The organism is Aureimonas sp. SK2, assembly GCF_029813115.1.
In the GTDB taxonomy this organism is placed as follows: Bacteria; Pseudomonadota; Alphaproteobacteria; order Rhizobiales; family Rhizobiaceae; genus Aureimonas.
In genome coordinates this window covers 93,133-107,996 of record NZ_JAPZDS010000013.1, presented here as the reverse complement: position 1 = coordinate 107,996, position 14,864 = coordinate 93,133, and the positions used below count along the sequence as shown (strand labels likewise).

Genomic DNA, 14,864 nt, shown 5'->3' with positions numbered 1-14,864 from the left:
CGCCCGCCTCACATCTGGTAGCGGCGCATGCGCCGCTGGATGACGAAGAGATAGAAGCAGACGCCGACGAGGATGATCAGGAACATCGCGGTGGCCACCGCCGCGCCCATGTAGCGGTCTCCCGCCTGGAGCTGGAAGCCGAAGAAGGTGCGGTAGAGATAGGTGCCGAGGATGTCGGTCGAGAAGTTCGGGCCGGCCAGCGCTCCCTGCATGGCGTAGACGAGGTCGAAGGCGTTGAAGTTGCCCACGAACGTGAGCACGCCGACGAGGCCGATGGTCGGCAGGATCAGCGGCAGCTTGATCTTGAAGAACTGCTTGAAGCCGGTGATTCCGTCGCATTCGGCCGCCTCGATCACCTCGCGGGGGATGGTGATCAGCGCGGCGTAGATCAGCATCATCGGAATGCCGACGAACTGCCAGATCGAGACCAGCGAGACGGTGGTCAGCGCATAGGCTTCCTGGCCGAGCCAGGGCGCGAAAAGCGACTTCAGGCCGACGGCGCCGAGAAGATTGGGCGCGACGCCCCAGAGCGGCGAGAGGAGGAGCTTCCACAGGAAGCCGACGATCACGAAGGAGAGGATCGTCGGCAGGAAGAGGGCCGTGCGGTAGAGCGCGACGCCCGATAGGCGCGGCACCGAGAGAAGGGCCGCCAGCGCGATGCCGATCGGGTTCTGGATCAGCATATGGAGGACGAAGAAATAGACGTTGTTTCGAAGCGCGTTCCAGAACCCTTCGGAGAAACGCGGGTCGCCGAACAGGGTGCGGAAGTTATCGAGCCCGACGAAGACGCGGGTCCCGTCCCGCACGTTCTCCAGCGCGAGCAGCAGCGTCTGCATCAGCGGCACGAGCATGACCACGGTGTAGACGAGGAGGGCCGGTGCGAGGAACACGGCGATATGCCAGCGCGGCCGGGCTTTCGGCGCCTGCGCCTCGGGTCTCTGCGTCATCGGGGGCGCCTCAAGGCTGGCTGGGCGGGATGGAGGCGGCGGGGGACGCCGCCTCCAAGGACTTGCCGGACGGTGGTCAGTTCGCGGCCGGCTTGTACCAGCTGTCGAGGCCCTTCTGCAGCTTCTCCGCCGCCTGCGCCGGCGTCTCGGTGCCGTTGATCACGTTGGCCGACGCCGTCCAGGTCTCGTTCTCGAGGTTGGGCGTGCCGCGCGACAGGATCTGGTAGGTGGAGCGGATCGTGGACTGGCACTGATCCCGCCAGCCGACGATCTCCTTGGCGAGCGCGTTCTCCAGCGCCACCGGCTTGTCGATCAGCGGGAAGAAGCCGGGCGCCGCATTGGCGTAGATCGTCGCGAACTCGGGGCTGGCGACCCAGGTCAGGAAGGTCTTGGCGGCTTCCGCGTTCGGCGAGGCGGCGTTGAGGCCGAGCGCGATGTCGGGATGGTCCGACACGTAGCAGGTGTCGCCCGCGTTCTGGACCGGCGGCAGGAAGGCGCCGATCTCGAAGTCGGCCTGCGCCTCGAAGGTCGCGATCTCCCAAGAGCCGGCCGGATAGATCGCGGCGCGCCCCAGCGTGAAGAGGTTCTGGCTGTCGGGATAGGTCTGCGCCTGGAAGCCGTCGCCCATGTAGGGGCCCCACTTGGCCAGCGTCTCGAAGGGCTTCACCCAGTCCGGGTCGGTCAGCTTCTGGGTGCCGGCCACGAGCGCCTTGCGGCCTTCCTCGCCCTTCCAGTAGTTCGGGCCGATGTTCTGGTAGCCCATGGTGGCGGCTTCCCACTGGTCCTTGGTGCCCATGGCGAGCGGGACGTAGGTGCCGTTCTCCTTGATCTTGTCGAGGAGCGCGAAGAACTCGGCCTCGGTCTTGGGCGGCTGGACGCCCAGTTCCTCGAAGGCCGTCTTGTTGTACATGAAGCCATGCAGCACGGCGGCCATGGGCACGCAGAAGGTCTGCGAGCCGTCGTCGGTGGACCAGGCGGTGCGCGCAGCCGGCGTGAAGTTCTCCATGCCCGGAAGGCTGGTGAGATCGGCGAGCTGCTTCTTTTCGAACAGGCCGAGCGAGGCGTCGAACGGGCGGCAGGCGACGAGGTCGCCGGCCGAGCCCGCGTCGAGCTTGGCGGCCAGTGCCGAATTGTACTCGGTCGGCGCCGTCGGGGCGAAGGTCACCTTGATGTCGGGATGCTGCGCCTCGAAGGCCGGAATGATCTTCTCCTGCCAGGTGGCGAGGTCGTCGTTGCGCCAGCTCTCGATGGTGAGCGTGGTCTGCGCCAGCGCTGGCGCCGAAAGGGCGACCAGGACGCCGAGCGCCACCGAGGCCTTGAGGATGTTCGTCGTCATGACCGTCTCCTGTTGCATGCCCGGATGCGCCGGGTCTCGTTATCGGCCGAGCTCGGCGAGAGCCCGGCGGAGGAAGCCGTCGGCGCGGGCAAGGCGCGCCCGCGCGTCGGAAAGGTCGGAGGCGCCGGCCGCCAGAAGCACGGCGGGCTTCACCTCGCCGCCGCTGGCAAGAAGCGCTTGCTCGGCGAGTTCCGCGTTTGTGCCGGCGCTGTCGGCCACCATTCGGGCCGCGCGCGCGTGCAGCTTGGCGTTGTCGGCGCGAAGGCTCACCATGTGCCCGTCGTGGACATGCCCGCGCCGGACCGCGAGCGCCGTCGAGATCATGTTGAGGACGGCCTTCTGCGCCGTTCCCGCGCCCATGCGCGTCGAGCCGGCGACCACCTCCGGCCCGGTGTCGAGAAGGATCGCGACGTCGGCACTATCGAGGATCGGCGCGCCCGCGTTGTTGGCGATGGCGATCGTCGCCGCACCCGCCTCGCGCGCGGCTTCGAGGCCCGCCGCCACGAAGGGTGTCGAGCCGCTGGCCGAGACGGCCAGGACGCAGTCGTCGGGACCGACCCTCGCGGCCAGGACATCGCGCCGGCCGGCCTCCGCCACGTCCTCCGGGCCGCCGGTGAACTCCCGGACGATGTCGAGCCCGCCGGCGAGAATGGCGACGAAGCGCTGGGCCGGCTCGCCATAGGTCTGGGGGATCTCCAGGGCGTCGGCGAGCGCGATCAGGGCCGGGCTTCCGGCCGCGAGATAGACGAGGCGCCCGCCGCGCTCGAGCGCGGTGGCCGCCAGATCCACCCCCCGCGCGATGGCGGGCAGAGCGGCCTCGACCGCGGCGAGCGCCCGCACCTGACCGGCCAGGAGGCGCCCCAGCACCTCGTCCGGGCCGCAGGCGTCGATCCCCACGGAGGCGGGGTCGCTCTCTTCGGTGCGGCGAAGACCAGTCGCCAAGGTCGATCTCCTCTTCGATGCCGCCCCCCGACCAAGCGAAGGACGACACGGCGCGTGGACGGGGAGGGGCCGCTCAGCGGCTTGGGCGCGACGCGCATAAGGACAGCGTTCGTCCGCAACCGAAGGCTGCGTTCGTGTGGTCGTCCCGCTGCGCGAATCATGGGGTTCGGTTGAGCCGACCCCTCCCTGTCTTTTGTTGGCGGGATCGTACCAACGTAAAACCATTTGTCCAGAAGCGGCTGCGAAATTTTCCGACGTCCTTCGCAGGTGCGAAATTTTCCAGCAGGTCAGGCGCAGGTACTAGCGCGCGATCGTGACTTCTGCGGGCATTCTTTGGTCGACCGGGCGTATGTCGAGCCGCGAAGAAAGTTCTGGCGGCTCTGCGCAAGCTGGCCTATAGCTCGATTGGTATTGTTTTGGTCGCAACAGGGGCGATGCATGTCCGACGAGTTGCTCGTGGGGGTCGATGGCGGCGGCACGAACTGCCGTGTGCGTGTGCGCCGTCTCAACGGGACGCTGGTCGGCGAAGCGCAGGGCGGCACCGCAAACGTCTTCGCCGGACTCGACGCCGCGCTCGCCACCATCGTCGCCACCACCGAGCGCGCGCTGGCAGAGGGCGGCCTCGGCGCCGGGCACCTCGCGCGCTGCCATGTCGGCCTCGGGCTGGCCGGCGCGAACGTGCCCTCCGTCGCCGAGGCTCTTCATGCGCGATCCCTGCCCTTTGCGCGGTTCGGTCTGGAGACAGATGCCGTCACCGCCTGTCGCGGCGCCTTTGCCGGGGCCGAGGGCGGGATCTCGATCCTGGGCACCGGCACCGCCTATTGCGTACGCGCCGGAGGCGCCTTCACCCTTCTTGGCGGATGGGGCATGCTCGTGTCGGACCAGGGCAGCGGCGCCGATCTCGGCCGCCGCGCGCTGGCCGCATCCCTTTTCGCGCTCGACGGCGCCAAGCCGCGAACGCCCTTCTGCGACGCTGTCCTGCAGCGCTTCGGCTTCTCGGCCGGCGCCATCGCGGAGTTCGCGGGCGCCAGCCTGCCGCGGGACTTCGGCAGCCTCGCCCCGCTGGTCTGGGACCATGCGGAGGCCGACGACCCGACCGCACTCCAACTGATCGCGGACGCGGTGGCGGACATCGAGCCGATGCTGCGGCGGATGCTGGCGCTCGGCGCGCCGAAGCTCTGCCTTCTCGGCGGCCAGGCGCCGCGCTACCGCCTGCATCTTGCCGCCGATCTCAGGGCCCTCCTGGTCGAGCCCGCGGGCGACGCGATGGAGGGCGGCATCGATCTCGCCCGATCCGTCCGCGACGGGGCGCGAGACGCCGCATGAGCGCACTCCTCAAAGCCGGCGTGCTGCCCGAAGGCCAGGGGCCGCTGTATCTGCGGCTTCAGGCGCTGATCCGCGCGGCGGTGGACGCGGGCGAGCTGAAGCCCGCCGACGCTCTGCCCTCCGAACGCGACCTGGCCGAAGGTCTCGGTGTCTCTCGCGTGACGGTGCGCAAGGCGTTGACCGGGCTCGTCGGCGAAGGTGTCGTCGAGCAGAGGCAGGGCTCGGGCACCTTCGTCTCGAGCGGCAGGCGGAAGCTCCAGCAGGGCCTCTCGCATCTCACCTCCTTTTCCGAGGACATGGCGACGCGCGGCAAGCGCACGACCTCGGACTGGCTCCTGCGCAGCATCGAGCGCGTGACGCCGGCCGAGGCGATGCACCTCGCCCTGTCGCCCGGCGACCTCGTCTGCCGCCTCCACCGCCTGCGCCGGGCCGACGGCGCGCCGCTCGCCGTCGAGCGGGCCTGCGTGCCCGCCACGATCCTGCCCGATCCGGACCTTGTCGGCGCCTCGCTCTATGCCGCCATGGACGCGGCCGGGCGCCATCCCGTGCGCGCGCTCCAGCGCATCGGCGCGGCCAATCTTTCGGGCGAGGAGGCGGCCCTCCTCGACGTCGCGCCGGGCACGGCCGCCTTGTCCATCATCCGCGTGTCCTTCGACGCGCAGGGGCGCCCGGTCGAATTCACGCGGTCCCACTATCGCGGCGACGCCTACGACTTCGTCGCCGAACTCAGCCTGTCGGGCGAAGGAACACGATGACACCATCCAGCCTCATGGCGCAGGAGATCGCCGAGATCCCGCAGGCGGTCCGCCGCTTCCTCGATGGTTCGGCGCAAGCCGTGGAGGCCGTCGGCCGACGCCTGCGCGAACTGTCGCCCGCCGTCACCGTCACGGTGGCGCGAGGCTCCTCCGACCATGCGGCGACCTATTTCAAGTATGCCGGCGAGATCCTGACCGGCCGCCCCGTCGCCTCGCTGGGGCCTTCCGTCGTCTCGGTCTACGGGACCCGCCTCCACCTCGAAGGCCAGGCAGCGCTCGCCATCTCGCAGTCGGGCCGGAGCCCCGACATCGTGGCGCTTCTCTCGGCCGCGCGCGCCGGCGGCGCCGAGACGATCGCGATCGGAAACGTCGAAGGCTCGCCGCTTCTCGAAGCCGCCCACTGGCAGCTGCCGCTGAAGGCTGGCCCCGAGCGCAGCGTCGCGGCCACCAAGAGCTTCGCCACCTCCGTGGTCGCGGGCCTTGCGGTGCTGGCCGCCTGGCGCGACGACGCGGGACTGAAGGCGGCACTCGCCGCCCTGCCGGACAAGCTCGACGCGGCGCTGGAGGCCGACTGGTCGCCCGCGCTCGACATGGCGGCGAATGCGCGCTCGCTTTATGCGCTCGGGCGCGGCCCCGGCTTTGCGGTCGCGAGCGAAGCGGCGCTAAAGCTGAAGGAAACCTCCATGCTCCATGCCGAGGCCTATTCCGGCGCCGAGGTGCTGCACGGGCCGGTCTCCCTGGTGGAGGAGGGCTTTCCCGTCCTCGCCTTCGTGCCGGACGACGCGGCGCGGCCGGGCCTGTCGGAGATCGCGGCGCGGGTTTCAAACTCGGGCGCCGCGCTCTTCACCGTCGGCGATGCCGGCCACGGCACGCGGCTGCCCCACGCCCCGACCGGCCATCCACTAACCGAGCCCTTGTCGATGCTGGTGTCCTTCTACCGCTTCGTGGAGAGCGTCGCCCGGGCGCGGGGCCTCGATCCCGACGTGCCGCGCGGTCTCAAGAAGGTGACGGAGACCCTGTGATGACAACCGCCTTTGTCGGCGCCGACATCTTCGACGGCGAGACCCGCCGCTCCGGCCTCGCCCTCGTGGTGGAGGGCGAAAGAGTCGCGGCCCTCCTGCCCGAGGCGGAACTCGGCCCGGACATGGGGGTGGAACGCCTCGACGGCGGGCTCTTGGCGCCCGGCTTCGTCGATATCCAGGTGAACGGCGGCGGCGGCGTCCTCTTCAACGACGCGCCGAGCGTCGAGGGCATCCGCGCGATCACAGCCGCCCATGCCCGCTTCGGCTCGACGGCGCTCCTGCCGACCGTGATCACCGACCGGCCGGCCGTCACCTTCGCCGCCATCCGGGCCGCCGAGGAGGCCCTGGCACAAGAGGTGCCGGGATGTCTCGGGATTCACGTGGAAGGGCCGTTCCTGTCGGTTGCGCGCAAGGGCGCGCACGATCCCGCGCTGATCCGGCGGATGGAGGCGGCGGACCTCCAGGCCCTGTGCGAGACGCGCGTGCGCCCACTCCTTCTCACCGTCGCGCCCGAAAGCGTCTCGGACGAGCAGATCGCCGCTCTTGCCGCCGCCGGCATCCGAGTCTCGCTCGGCCACACCGACACGAGCTGCGAGCGCGCGGCCGCCGCCTTCGCGGCCGGCGCCTCCTGTGTCACCCATCTCTTCAACGCCATGAGCCAGCTCGGCAACCGCGAGCCGGGTCTGGTGGGCGCGGCGTTGGACAGTCCGGATGTCTGGTGCGGTTTCATTCCGGACGGTCACCATGTCCACCCCGCGGCGCTCGGCGCGGCGCTCCGGGCCAAGCGCGGCTCGTGCCGGATGATCGCCGTCACCGACGCCATGCCCACCGTCGGCTCCGACGCCGACGTGTTCGAGCTGAACGGGCGCACCGCCCGGCGCGAGAACGGGCGGCTGACGCTCGCCGACGGCACGCTGGCTGGCTCCGACCTGTCGATGATCGGCGCCCTGCGCTATCTCGCCGGCCCGCTCGGGCTTCCGCTGGAGGAGGCCCTGCGCCTCTGCTCCACGCATGCGGCGGCCTTCCTCGGCCTGTCGGCCACCAATGGCCGGCTCGGGGCGGGCTCGCGCGCCGACATGGTCTGGCTCGACGCGGCGCTCGACCTCAAGGGCGTCTGGATCGGCGGCGAGCGGGTCCGTCAGTAGCCGCCGGGCGCGGTCGGGCCGCCGGCCGAGACGATCGCGACGCTGGCGCTCGCGCCGATGCGCGTCGCGCCCGCCGCTACCATGGCCCGCGCGCTCTCCGCCGTCCGGATGCCGCCCGATGCCTTGACGCCGAGCGTCGGGCCGACCGTGCGCCGCATCAGGGCCACGGTCTCGACGCTCGCCCCGCCGCTGGAGAAGCCGGTCGAGGTCTTCACGAAATCGGCTCCGGCTTCGGCCGCGATGCGGCAGGCGGCGACGATCCGCGCCTCGTCGAGGAGGCAGGTTTCCAGGATCACCTTGAGGACGCGGCCCGCAGAGGCGTCGCGCACGGCCGCGATGTCGGCCCGCGCCCGCTCGAACTCGCCTTCGACCACCGCTCCAATGTCGAGCACCATGTCGAGCTCGTCCGCCCCTTGCCGGATCAGCCAGGCGGCCTCCGCCGCCTTCGCCCCGGCCCCGGAGGCACCGAGCGGGAAGCCGAGCACCGCGCAGGTCTTCACCCGCGATCCCCGGAGGCGATCCGCCACGAAGGCCGCATGCACGCCGTTGATGCAGACGGAGGCGAAGCCGTGCGCCAGGGCCTCGTCGCAATGGCGCGCGACGTCGGCGCGCGTCGCGTCGGCCTTCAGGATCGTGTGGTCGATCATTCCCGCCAGGTCGGCACGGCTGGCTGTGTTCACGTCGTCCGGCATCGTGCCTCCCGCTGTTCCCATGAGGACCGGGCGACAGGTCTTCCACGCCGCTTCGCAACGGGTCAAGCCGGTAGAGAAACTGCTCTTACTGAGTGGGAAGGCGGCCGACCTCGCCGCCGCGCTGGCGGTCGGTGTCGGCGTCCTCGCTTCCCGTCGAGGTGAAGAGGCCGGCCAGCACCGCCACCACGACGAGCGCCAGAAGGACCAGGATCGCCTTGGCGTTGCGCGGGGCGATCCGGCCCTTCGGCACCTCGTGGGACGGCGGGTTGGGATTGTAGGGCTCTTCGGCCATGGCCACGCTCCATCAGGACATGGGGAGGCAATGGTGGGGGATTAGGCCCGTTCCCGCCGATATGCGCAGGCGTCAACAGAGGCGCCGCCCGCGGGCGGCGATCAGGTCAGGACGCCGAGGCCGAGAAACGTGAAGGCGAAGGCGGCCGTCACCGCCCCGGCCATCAGGGCGGCGATCCAGTTGAGAAGGGTCTGGAGTGTGGGCATGGGGATCGTCTCCGAAACGGGGCGGGTCGCTAGAGCAGCAAGGTGTTGATCTCGTCCTGCGGCGGGGAGGTGCGCCGGATCGAGGCCTTGGCGGGCGCCATGCGCAGGACGTCCGCCCGTGTCGGGGCGGGCATCAGGTCGCCCTCGGCCGGGGCGAGAGGGGTGGACAGGAGGCGGAGGACGCGCTCGAAGACCCCGGCGCGCACCGGCGCGGCGGCTTCGAATTCGGGGGAGGCGTTGGCGGAGAGGCACAGGGACATGGGCAAAATCCTTTCGCTGGCTTTCCGTCGAAGGCGCTTCGACGCTCGCGGCCCTGAACCGGCCCTCGTATGGTACGTCGGACACCCATCGGAGCCTGTTCATTACCGATCGGTATGGAATGAGTTAGGGGCTTGGTTTCCGGCTGTCAACGGACTATTTTACCGACAGGTATAAAAACTCGTCCCGGGGCAGTTCCGCTTCGGGCACGCCTACGAAGGAGAACGTGATGGGTGTCGGTCGCCCGCGTGAGTTCGACGCCGATCAGGCCCTCGACTCGGCGCTCGAGGTGTTCTGGCGGCAGGGCTACGAGGGCACGTCCCTGTCCGACCTGACGGAGGCCATGGGCATCGCCAAGCCCAGCCTCTATTCGGTGTTCGGCAACAAGGAGGAGCTGTTCCTCAAGGCGCTCGACCGTTATGCCGCGCGCCGCTCGGACCTGTCCTGCAATGCTCTGAACGAGCCGACCTCGCGCCGCGCGGTGGAGCGCATGCTGCTCGCCTTTGCCGGCGTCGGCGAGGAGGAGGGTTCGCCCAAGGGCTGCCTGATGGTGCAGGGCGCGCTGGTCTGCAGCGAGGCGAGCGAATCGATCCGCAAGGAACTCTGCGCCCGCCGGTCCGAAAGCGAGGCGGCCCTCGGCCGTCGCATGGCGGAGTGGAAGGAGGCGGGCGATCTACCCCCCGAGGCCGACCCGGCCGATCTTGCTCGCTACGTCATGTCGGTGGCCCAAGGGCTCGCGGTCCAGGCGGCGAGCGGCGCCAGCGCCGGCGACCTGCGCCGCGTCGTGTCCATGACCCTGCGGACCTGGCCCCCGGTCTGAGCGAGAGGAGCCCGGCGGCGACATTTTGCCGCCGAAGGATTTGCGCTTTGATCTTGGCCATGGATTGCTCCGGTCTCCAACCGGAGGCCTTCGCATGTCGCTCGAACACTGGCTCGCCTTTGTCGCTGCCTCGGCGGTTCTCCTAGCCATTCCCGGCCCGACGATCCTCCTCGTGATCTCCTATGCGCTTGGTCACGGGCGGCGCGCGGCGGGATCGACCGTGGCGGGCGTCGCGCTCGGCGACTTCACCGCCATGACCGCCTCCATGCTCGGGCTCGGCGCGCTGCTCGCGACATCGGCGGCCTTGTTCACGGCGCTGAAATGGATCGGCGCGGCCTATCTCGTCTATCTCGGCGTCAAGCTCTGGCGCGCGCCCGTTCGTCCCGCCGCTGCGGAGGCGGTCGACGTGCCGGCGGAGCGGCCGCTGCGCATCTTCCTCCACACCTATGTCGTCACGGCGCTCAATCCGAAGAGCATCCTCTTCTTCGTCGCCTTCCTGCCCCAGTTCCTCGACCTGTCCCGCCCGATCCTCGGTCAGATGGTGATCTTCGAAGTGACCTTCCTGGTGCTGGCGACAGTGAACGCCGCGCTCTACGCGCTGCTTGCGTCCATGGCACGCCGGTCGATCCGCCGGCCGGGCGTGCAGCGGGCGGTCAACCGCGTCGGCGGTTCCTTGATGATCGGCGCGGGACTTCTGGCCGCCGGCTGGCGCCGGGCGCCCGCCTGACCGATCAGGCCTCCAGGGTCCGGGGGGCGTCGGCGCGCACACGGCCGGGCGCGGCGCCGATCACCCGCTTGAAGGCCCGGCTGAAGGCGGCCTCGGATTCGTAGCCGAGGCGCCGGCCGGCTTCCGAGATGCGCATCCGGTCCCTGAGGATCCACTGCCGCGCCTGATGCATGCGCACTTCGGTCACGTAATGCGCCGGCGTCGTGCCGACGATGGCGGTGAACTTGGCGGCGAAACCCGACCGGGACACGCCCATGAGCGCGGCCATCTCCGCCACCGTCCAGTCGCGGGCGGGCTCGGCGTGGATGGCCGCGAGCACGCGGCCGACCTTCGCGTCGCGCACGGCCGCGATCCATCCGGCCGAGTTGCCGCAGCCGTGCTCCACCCAGGCGCGGATGATCTGCGCCGCCATGACGTCGGCGAGCCGCGCGAGGATGCCGCTGGCGCCCACACGGTTGAGGCTGCATTCGGCGATCATCGCATCCAGGAGATGCGGGATCGCGGGTTCCGCCTGCATCAGTTCCTGCGCCCGCATCAGGTCCGGCATCATCCTCAGGAGCGGATGCAGCCCGTCGAGATTGAAGCGCATCGTGCCGCAGAAGAGGACGCAGACGCCGGGCGTCCCTTCGGCGGCCTCCTCGTAGGCGTAGACGCTGTCGCAGATCGACAGGCATTCGCGCCGGGGAAAGGGGCGGGGCGGAACGCCGGGCCGGCTCGCCAGCGTATGGGCGGCGCCGCGCGGCACGAGAACCGCGTCGCCCGCCGTCAGCTCGCTCCAGGCGCCGTCCGGGCTCTGCAGCCAGCAGCCTTGCCCCGCCACGGAATGGAAATGCGCCTGGCCCTGCGCGGGATAGTGGAAGCTCCAGTCCCCCGACAGGCGGCAGCGCCCGTATTCCACCCCGTCGAGCCGCAGCCCGCGCAGCATGTCGGTGAGGGCATCGGAGCCGTCGAATTCCGGAGCTTTGGACGAACGGTCAAGCATGGTGGATTTTCTAGCATGGAAACGCCAGAGAGGCGAGGCTAGGTTCGCGCCATCCTTTTCGCACCGCATCATGACGGGACGATCACCATGTCCGACATCGCCACTCCTGCCGGCCTCGGCGCCGTGCCGACCGTGCCCGAATCGCGCGCCGCCTGGCCCGCGGTCTTCTCCCTCTCCTTCGGGGTCTTCGGCCTGGTCACGGCCGAGTTCCTTCCCGTGAGCCTCCTGACGCCGATGGCCGCCGATCTCGGCGTGTCCCACGGCGCGGTCGGCCAGGCGATCACCGCGACGGCCGTGGTCGCCGCCTTCGCCGGACCGCTCCTGGTGCTCGGTTCCGGCCGGCTCGACCGGCGGATCATCGTCTGGGCGCTGATGGCGATGCTGGTGGTCTCCAGCGTGCTCACGGCCTTCGCGAACAGCGTCGCGGTCCTGCTTGTCGCCCGCGCGCTTCTCGGCTTCGCGCTCGGGGGCTTCTGGGCCATGATGACGGCGCTGGCGCTTCGCCTCGCGCCGCCTGCCGACGTGCCGCGCGCCATGTCGATCATCATCATGGGCGTGTCGGCGGCGACCGTCGTGGCCGCGCCGCTCGGTGCCGCGCTCGGCGCGCTCTGGGGGTGGCGGGCGACGTTCCTCGCCGCCGCCGGCCTCGGCGCCGCCTCGCTCCTGGTCCAGCTTGCCGTCCTGCCGAGCCTGCCCTCGGCCGGCGCGCCGGGCCTTGCCGCCTTCCGGGCCGCCCTGTCGCGGCGCAGGGTGCTGATCGGCTTCGCCACGGTGATCATCGTCGTGTCCGGCCATTTCGCCGGCTTTACCTTCATCCGGCCCTTCCTGGAGGAGGTGCCGCGCCTCGACGTGGCGACCATCTCGATGGCGCTTCTCGCCTTCGGCGTCGGCGGCTTCCTCGGCAACCCCGCCGCCGGCCTGATCGCGGCGCGCAGCCCGGCCTGGGCGGGCGGCAGCGCGGCGCTTCTCATCGGCGCGGCGGCGGTCGTGCTGGTCCTCTTCGGCGGCACGCCGGCCGTCGCCTTCGCGGCGGTGGCCGTCTGGGGCTTCGCCTTCGGCGGCTTCCCGGTCTCCGTCTCCATCTGGAACGCGCGGGCCGCGCCCGACCTCGCCGAAAGCTCGGGCGCGCTCCTCGCCTCCTCCTTCCAGGTCGCGATCGCGAGCGGCGCGGTGATCGGCGGCCTCCTGATCGACGGCGTCGGCCCGCACGGCGTCATCGTCTATGCCGCATCCGCCGTGGTGCTGGGCGCCGGCGTCATGCTGGGTCTCGGGCGCCGTGCCGAGCGCTCGGCCTAGCCCCAGGGCGCGACCTTGTGGCCGCCGAAGATGGTTTCGCGCGGCAGGTCGAAGATGAAGTAGGGGTTGAGCAGGGGCAGCGCACCGGCCGCGTCGAGTCGGGCGCGCTGCTCCTGCGAGAGGGCCAGGCCGAGCGAGGCGACGTTGGCCCGCACCTGCTCTGGGCGGCTCGCCCCGATCAGGACGGACGACACGCCCGGCCGTCCCGTCACCCAGGCGAGCGCCACTTCCGCCATCGGGCGGCCGACTTCTTCCGCGACGGCGCGCAGGGCATCGACCACCTCGAAGTTGCGCTCCGTGAACAGCATGCCGCCATAGGGATTGTCGCCGTCCAGCCGGTTGCCGCCGCGCGCCTCCGCCCCTGCGCGGTTCGGCATGCCCACCCCGGGGCCGGGCGAGGCCAGCTTCTCGCGGCCGTATTTTCCGGTCAGGAGGCCTGCGGCGAGCGGGCTCCAGGCGACGAGCCCCAGGCCGAGCGCGCGGCCGGCCGGCACGAGGTCGAGCTCGACGCCCCGGTCCACCAGCGAGTAGGCGTATTGCAGCCCGATCGGCTGCGGCAGGCCATGCGCGCGGGCCAGCGTCGCGATCTCCGCGACATACCAGGCCGGTGCGTTGGAGAAGCCGTAGTGGAGGATGTCGCCGCGCCGTATCGCGTCGGTCAGCGCCCGCAGCACCTCCTCCGGCGGCGTCGTGCGGTCCCAGACATGCGTCCAGTAGAGGTCGACATAGTCGGTCCGCAGGCGCTTCAGCGAGCCCTCCAGCGCACGGCGGATGTTGCGCGCGCCGTTGCCGGCCGAGAGCGGCGAGCCGTCGCCGCGCGGAAAGCCCGACTTGGTGGCGACCACCATCCGGTCGCGCAGGGACCGCTCGGCGAGAAAGCGCCCGAGCATCGCCTCGCTCTCTCCGCCGGAATAGATGTCGGCCGTGTCCGCGAAGTTGCCGCCGAGGTCGACATAGGCGTCGAAGATCGCGCGAGCGTCCGCCTCGCCCGCGCCCCAGCGGCCGGCGCCGAAGGTCATGGTGCCGAGCGCGAGCGGGCTGACCAGAAGGCCGGAGCGGCCGAGAGCGCGAAAATGGGTGAGGTCCATTGCTGTTTCTCCCTTCAGGATCGCGAAACAGATAGCCGCGTCGGATCCCGGCGATTAGGCTCGGATGACCGGAAGGGCTTGTGAGGATCGTTCATCAATGCGGCGCGGCGACCTCGACGATCTCTCGATGTTTGCCTCCATCGCCCGCGCGCGTAGCTTCACCCGGGCGGGCGCCGAACTCGGCCTGTCCCCCTCCGCTCTCAGCCACACGATGCGCAGCCTCGAAGCGCGGCTCGGGGTCCGGCTCCTCGCCCGCACGACGCGCAGCGTCGCGCCGACGGCGGCCGGCGAGCGGCTGCTCCTGTCGCTGGGGCCGGCGCTGGAGGCGGTGGAGGCGGGGCTCGCCGATCTCGCGGACTGGCGGGATGCGCCGTCCGGTACCCTGCGGCTGACGACCTTCAGCTATGCCGCGCGCACGATCCTCGCCCCTCGCCTGTCGCGCTTCCTTCTCGACCATCCCGACATCGCGGTCGAGGTGGCGGTGGACGACCGGCTGGTGGATCTCGTGGCGGGCGGATTCGACGCGGGGATTCGGCTGGGCGAAAGCGTCGAGCGCGACATGGTGGCCGTGCCGGTCGGGCCGGACCTGCGCAGCGCGATCGTGGCGACGCCCGGCTACTTTGCCCGCCACCCTCGACCCGAGACGCCGGCCGACCTGAAGGACCATGTCTGCATCAACTACCGCCTGATCGGAGGCGGCGGGCTCCTGCCCTGGGAGTTCGAGCAGGACGGCCAGGCGGTCAATGCACGGGTCGGCGGTCAGCTCATCGTCAACGACGAGGTGATCGCCGCCGCCGCCGTGCGGGCAGGCGCCGGGCTCGGCTACGTGATGGAGCACGACGTCGCCGCCGAGATCGCGGACGGGCGCCTCGTCCAGGTGCTGGCCGACTGGTGCCCGACCTACGAGGGCTGCCGGCTGTACTATCCCAGCCGCCAGGTTCCTCTCGCCCTTCGCGCCCTGATCGACGCCTTGCGCTGGCCGCCGGCCGGCGGGCGGGGCTGAGCCGCCGCGCCGCTTGCCCCCGAAGGC

At 70.7% G+C, this 14,864-nt stretch carries 16 protein-coding genes; 8 read left to right on the top strand and 8 right to left on the bottom strand.

Annotation, left to right across the window (positions count from 1 at the left end; genetic code table 11):
* Window positions 1-8: 8 nt before the first annotated feature.
* The 3 genes from O5O54_RS16410 to O5O54_RS16400 form a co-directional block, all read right to left on the bottom strand.
* Window positions 9-947, bottom strand: a complete 939-nt coding sequence (locus O5O54_RS16410) for a sugar ABC transporter permease (protein ID WP_279482906.1) — start codon at window positions 945-947, stop codon at window positions 9-11.
* 76 nt (window positions 948-1,023) lie between these two features.
* Complete coding sequence (locus O5O54_RS16405) at window positions 1,024-2,283, bottom strand: ABC transporter substrate-binding protein (RefSeq protein ID WP_279482905.1); 1,260 nt, start codon at window positions 2,281-2,283, stop codon at window positions 1,024-1,026.
* A 39-nt stretch (window positions 2,284-2,322) separates the two neighbouring features.
* Complete coding sequence (locus O5O54_RS16400; protein WP_279482904.1) at window positions 2,323-3,225, bottom strand: N-acetylmuramic acid 6-phosphate etherase; 903 nt, start codon at window positions 3,223-3,225, stop codon at window positions 2,323-2,325.
* A gap of 438 nt (window positions 3,226-3,663) precedes the next feature.
* Between O5O54_RS16400 and O5O54_RS16395 the strand changes: the two genes are divergently transcribed.
* The 4 genes from O5O54_RS16395 to nagA are packed head-to-tail and all read left to right on the top strand — an operon-like array spanning window position 3,664 to window position 7,473.
* Complete coding sequence (locus tag O5O54_RS16395) at window positions 3,664-4,551, top strand: BadF/BadG/BcrA/BcrD ATPase family protein (protein WP_279482903.1); 888 nt, start codon at window positions 3,664-3,666, stop codon at window positions 4,549-4,551.
* The gene (locus tag O5O54_RS16390) at window positions 4,548-5,306 is read left to right on the top strand and encodes a GntR family transcriptional regulator (protein ID WP_279482902.1); all 759 of its coding nucleotides are present in this window, start codon (window positions 4,548-4,550) and stop codon (window positions 5,304-5,306) included. Before O5O54_RS16395 ends, O5O54_RS16390 begins: the two co-directional genes overlap by 4 nt.
* On the top strand, window positions 5,303-6,328 hold the full coding sequence (locus tag O5O54_RS16385) for an SIS domain-containing protein (RefSeq protein ID WP_279482901.1): 1,026 nt from the start codon (window positions 5,303-5,305) through the stop codon (window positions 6,326-6,328). The genes O5O54_RS16390 and O5O54_RS16385 overlap by 4 nt, the downstream gene beginning before the upstream one ends.
* Window positions 6,328-7,473, top strand: a complete 1,146-nt coding sequence (nagA, locus tag O5O54_RS16380; protein WP_279482900.1) for an N-acetylglucosamine-6-phosphate deacetylase — start codon at window positions 6,328-6,330, stop codon at window positions 7,471-7,473. Before O5O54_RS16385 ends, nagA begins: the two co-directional genes overlap by 1 nt.
* On the opposite strand, the gene deoC is transcribed toward nagA, so the two are convergent.
* The 3 genes from deoC to O5O54_RS16365 form a co-directional block, all read right to left on the bottom strand.
* Window positions 7,467-8,165, bottom strand: a complete 699-nt coding sequence (gene deoC / locus O5O54_RS16375; RefSeq protein ID WP_279482899.1) for a deoxyribose-phosphate aldolase — start codon at window positions 8,163-8,165, stop codon at window positions 7,467-7,469. The genes nagA and deoC overlap by 7 nt on opposite strands.
* A gap of 85 nt (window positions 8,166-8,250) precedes the next feature.
* Window positions 8,251-8,457, bottom strand: coding sequence for a hypothetical protein (locus O5O54_RS16370; protein WP_279482898.1), 207 nt, complete (start codon window positions 8,455-8,457; stop codon window positions 8,251-8,253).
* A 235-nt stretch (window positions 8,458-8,692) separates the two neighbouring features.
* The gene (locus O5O54_RS16365; RefSeq protein WP_279482897.1) at window positions 8,693-8,923 is read right to left on the bottom strand and encodes a hypothetical protein; all 231 of its coding nucleotides are present in this window, start codon (window positions 8,921-8,923) and stop codon (window positions 8,693-8,695) included.
* Window positions 8,924-9,150: 227 nt separating this feature from the next.
* On the opposite strand from O5O54_RS16365, the gene O5O54_RS16360 reads away from it, so the two are divergent.
* Both O5O54_RS16360 and O5O54_RS16355 read left to right on the top strand, forming a co-directional pair.
* Window positions 9,151-9,741, top strand: coding sequence for a TetR/AcrR family transcriptional regulator (locus O5O54_RS16360; RefSeq protein ID WP_279482896.1), 591 nt, complete (start codon window positions 9,151-9,153; stop codon window positions 9,739-9,741).
* A gap of 94 nt (window positions 9,742-9,835) precedes the next feature.
* A complete protein-coding gene (locus O5O54_RS16355) occupies window positions 9,836-10,468 on the top strand; it encodes a LysE family translocator (protein ID WP_279482895.1) in 633 nt (210 codons plus the stop codon).
* 4 nt (window positions 10,469-10,472) lie between these two features.
* Here O5O54_RS16355 and O5O54_RS16350 read toward each other — a convergent pair whose 3' ends face one another.
* Entirely contained in the window at window positions 10,473-11,450 is a 978-nt protein-coding gene (locus O5O54_RS16350) for an AraC family transcriptional regulator (RefSeq protein ID WP_279482894.1), read from the bottom strand.
* A gap of 87 nt (window positions 11,451-11,537) precedes the next feature.
* Here O5O54_RS16350 and O5O54_RS16345 point away from each other — a divergent pair, with 87 nt between their 5' ends.
* A complete protein-coding gene (locus O5O54_RS16345; RefSeq protein ID WP_279482893.1) occupies window positions 11,538-12,746 on the top strand; it encodes an MFS transporter in 1,209 nt (402 codons plus the stop codon).
* Here the strand turns inward: O5O54_RS16345 and O5O54_RS16340 are convergent.
* Window positions 12,743-13,834: an aldo/keto reductase gene (locus tag O5O54_RS16340; protein ID WP_279482892.1), complete on the bottom strand. Its 1,092-nt coding sequence runs from the start codon at window positions 13,832-13,834 to the stop codon at window positions 12,743-12,745. The genes O5O54_RS16345 and O5O54_RS16340 overlap by 4 nt on opposite strands.
* Before the next feature lie 97 nt (window positions 13,835-13,931).
* Here O5O54_RS16340 and O5O54_RS16335 point away from each other — a divergent pair, with 97 nt between their 5' ends.
* Complete coding sequence (locus tag O5O54_RS16335) at window positions 13,932-14,837, top strand: LysR family transcriptional regulator (protein ID WP_279482891.1); 906 nt, start codon at window positions 13,932-13,934, stop codon at window positions 14,835-14,837.
* Window positions 14,838-14,864 lie beyond the last annotated feature (27 nt).